This is a genomic window from Sphingomonas yabuuchiae, assembly GCF_001477495.1.
GTDB classification, from domain to species: domain Bacteria; phylum Pseudomonadota; class Alphaproteobacteria; order Sphingomonadales; family Sphingomonadaceae; genus Sphingomonas; species Sphingomonas yabuuchiae_A.
Genome location: NZ_LDTF01000093.1, coordinates 1 through 2,495 on the forward strand (window position 1 = coordinate 1; position 2,495 = coordinate 2,495).

A 2,495-nucleotide genomic window follows, 5' to 3' on the forward strand; every position below is an offset into this window, starting at 1 on the left:
GCGCGACGATGGCGTGCAGCGGGCGGACCCAGCGCATCGACTCGGTTGAGGCGGACTCCGTGCCCCAGCGCATCGACTTGGGCCAGGGGAAGGCGCGGACGATGGCGGGGATCGCCTCGGCCAGCACCTGCGCCGTCGCACGGCCGGGCTTTTCGGTGATCGCGAAGAGCACGCCGTCCCGCTCGGTCAGCTGCTCGCGGGTCAGCCCGGTCTTGCGGAGGAAGCCCTCCAGCGCCTGCGGCGGCGCGGAGGCACGCGGCCCCTTCACTTCCTCGGACACGGCCTCGGTCGCGGCCGGAAGCCCGCGCGCGATCAGCGCCAGACGACGCGGACCGGCATAGGTGACGATCTCACCCGCCGACAGTCCGGCCTTGGCCAGTTCGGCGGTGAAGAGCTTGGCGAGGTTCTCCCGCGCACCCGCCTGCATCCGGGCAGGGATTTCTTCGGAGCGGAGTTCGAGCAGAAAATCGGTCATCACGCGGCCCAGCCGTTCTTGTCCATCCAGGCGCCGCACGCGCCCTTCGCCAGATCGCGGACGCGGCCCATATAGGCCTGGCGCTCCGCCACCGAGATCACGCCGCGCGCCTGCAGCAGGTTGAAGGTATGGCTGGCCTTGATCGCCTGTTCATACGCGGGGATGGGCAGCTTGGCTTCCAGGCAGCGCTCGCACTCGGCCGCCGCCTTCTTGAAGGCGTCGAACAGAGTTTCCGTGTCGGCGATCTCAAAGTTCCAGGTCGACATCTGCTTCTCGTTTTCGAGAAACACGTCGCCATAACTCACGCCCGCATCGTTGAAGCGCAGGTCGTACACGTTGTCGACGTCCTGGATATACATGGCGAGGCGTTCGAGCCCGTAGGTCAGCTCGCCCGCGACCGGCTTCATGTCGTAACCGCCCATCTGCTGGAAATAGGTGAACTGGGTCACCTCCATCCCGTCGCACCAGACTTCCCAGCCCAGGCCCCAGGCGCCCAAAGTCGGGCTTTCCCAGTCATCCTCGACGAAGCGGATATCGTGCTTGGCCATGTCGACGCCGATCGCCGCCAGGCTGCCCAGATACAGGTCCTGCAGGTCGGCGGGCGAGGGCTTCAGGATCACCTGATACTGGTAATAATGCTGCAACCGGTTGGGGTTCTCGCCATAGCGGCCGTCGGTCGGGCGGCGGCACGGCTGGACGAAGGCGGCGTTCCAGGAATCGGGCCCCAGCGCGCGCAGGGTGGTCGCGGGGTGAAAGGTCCCCGCCCCCATCTCCATGTCATAGGGTTGCAGAATCACGCATCCCCGCTCGCTCCAATAGTCATGGAGGGTGAGGATCATGCGCTGGAAGGAAAGTGGTCCTTCCGGGGGGCCGTTTCGGGTCTGCATAATAGGGCAGGCTTTGGCGGATGGCCCTTGTGTGGTCAAGGCGAGCGGCCGTCCTAATCACCCCGACAAGTCAGCTACACGCGATATTTTGTCAGGTCTTATTGACAATGTCGCGACTCGCTGTCACTTTGTCATGGCTACATGACATTCCGTCATGCACGGGTGACAAAGGGAGGTTGGCCATGCAAGAGGAGGTGGACATGAAAAATCGCCTCAAGGTGCTGCGCGCCGAACGCAACTGGAGCCAGGCGGAACTCGCCGGGCGGCTGGATGTGTCGCGCCAGGCCGTCAACGCCATCGAAACGGGGAAATACGACCCCTCGCTGCCGCTCGCCTTCCGCATTGGACGGCTGTTCGAAATGCCGATCGAGGAGATTTTCGATGACGAACATTCTGGTGAGTGAATCGACCGCTTCGACCCGGACCAGCCGGATCGGACGGCTGTGGCGCGGGCAGGCCCAGCTTTGCGCGGGACTGGCTACCGGCCTGATCGGATTGCCGGTACTGGGCGGCCATGTTTCGGACATGGCGGGACGTCCCTATGCCATGGCCTATGCGCTTGCCGCGCTCGGCCTGTTGCTGATCGGGACGACCATGACGCTGCGGTATTGGTGGTGGAGCGCCAGGCTGTGCGCGGGGGTCGCCACCGGCATGATCGTGATACCGCTCATCCGTGGATCGGCGGCAATGCTGGCGGTGTCCGGCTATAGCCTGACCATCGCCCTGCTCCTGCTCTTCGCGCTGAGCGGCGCGATGGCCCATGCCATGCAGGCGCGGTCATGACGCACCGCCCGTCCGCTGCGATCATCGGTACCGGCATCGCGCTGTCCTTGCTCGGATGGGGCGCCGGTCGAGTGGGAGAGATCGCGCTCGATACGCTCCGCCCGAACATGCAAACCGCCGCCGTCGCCGCCCACAAGGTCGCGATACCGCATTTCTCCGTCCATCTTTCCATCGAGGTGCGACCATGATCGAAACGTCCAAAACCGTTCGTCGCGGCCCCAGCGAGCGCGCCAATCACCGGCTGCTGGCCATTTCCGGGGCGGTGGGTGGCCTCGCCGGTCTGTCGATGGCGCTGATCGTGCTGAACCAGTCCGCCGGTGGGACGGCACGCCCCGATCTCTGGGCGTCGC

General features: G+C 65.2%; 5 protein-coding genes. 3 read left to right on the forward strand and 2 right to left on the reverse strand.

The annotated features are described in order from the left end of the window. Both NS355_RS14700 and NS355_RS14705 read right to left on the reverse strand, forming a co-directional pair. Nucleotides 1-475 (reverse strand): glycine--tRNA ligase subunit beta (locus NS355_RS14700; protein ID WP_153008239.1); only part of this gene is annotated, 475 nt, incomplete at its 3' end. Next, the gene (locus tag NS355_RS14705) at nt 475-1,314 is read right to left on the reverse strand and encodes a glycine--tRNA ligase subunit alpha (protein ID WP_058746393.1); all 840 of its coding nucleotides are present in this window, start codon (nt 1,312-1,314) and stop codon (nt 475-477) included. The genes NS355_RS14700 and NS355_RS14705, both read right to left, overlap by 1 nt. A 248-nt stretch (nt 1,315-1,562) precedes the next feature. Between NS355_RS14705 and NS355_RS14710 the strand changes: the two genes are divergently transcribed. Genes NS355_RS14710 through NS355_RS14720 form a run of 3 tightly spaced genes read left to right on the forward strand, consistent with a single transcriptional unit; the run spans nt 1,563 to nt 2,333 of the window. Next, the gene (locus NS355_RS14710; protein WP_058746396.1) at nt 1,563-1,766 is read left to right on the forward strand and encodes a helix-turn-helix transcriptional regulator; all 204 of its coding nucleotides are present in this window, start codon (nt 1,563-1,565) and stop codon (nt 1,764-1,766) included. Beyond that, nucleotides 1,744-2,145: a hypothetical protein gene (locus NS355_RS14715; protein WP_153008240.1), complete on the forward strand. Its 402-nt coding sequence runs from the start codon at nt 1,744-1,746 to the stop codon at nt 2,143-2,145. The genes NS355_RS14710 and NS355_RS14715 overlap by 23 nt, the downstream gene beginning before the upstream one ends. Continuing rightward, nucleotides 2,142-2,333 (forward strand): hypothetical protein, encoded by a 192-nt coding sequence (locus NS355_RS14720; RefSeq protein WP_058746395.1) that lies wholly within the window; start codon nt 2,142-2,144, stop codon nt 2,331-2,333. Before NS355_RS14715 ends, NS355_RS14720 begins: the two co-directional genes overlap by 4 nt. Nucleotides 2,334-2,495 lie beyond the last annotated feature (162 nt).

Coding starts and splice junctions, on each gene's coding strand:
- NS355_RS14705 (WP_058746393.1), bottom strand. CDS start 1,314: ATGATCCTCACCCTCCATGACTATTGGAGCGAGCGGGGATGCGTGATT.
- NS355_RS14710 (WP_058746396.1), top strand. CDS start 1,563: ATGAAAAATCGCCTCAAGGTGCTGCGCGCCGAACGCAACTGGAGCCAG.
- NS355_RS14715 (WP_153008240.1), top strand. CDS start 1,744: ATGACGAACATTCTGGTGAGTGAATCGACCGCTTCGACCCGGACCAGC.
- NS355_RS14720 (WP_058746395.1), top strand. CDS start 2,142: ATGACGCACCGCCCGTCCGCTGCGATCATCGGTACCGGCATCGCGCTG.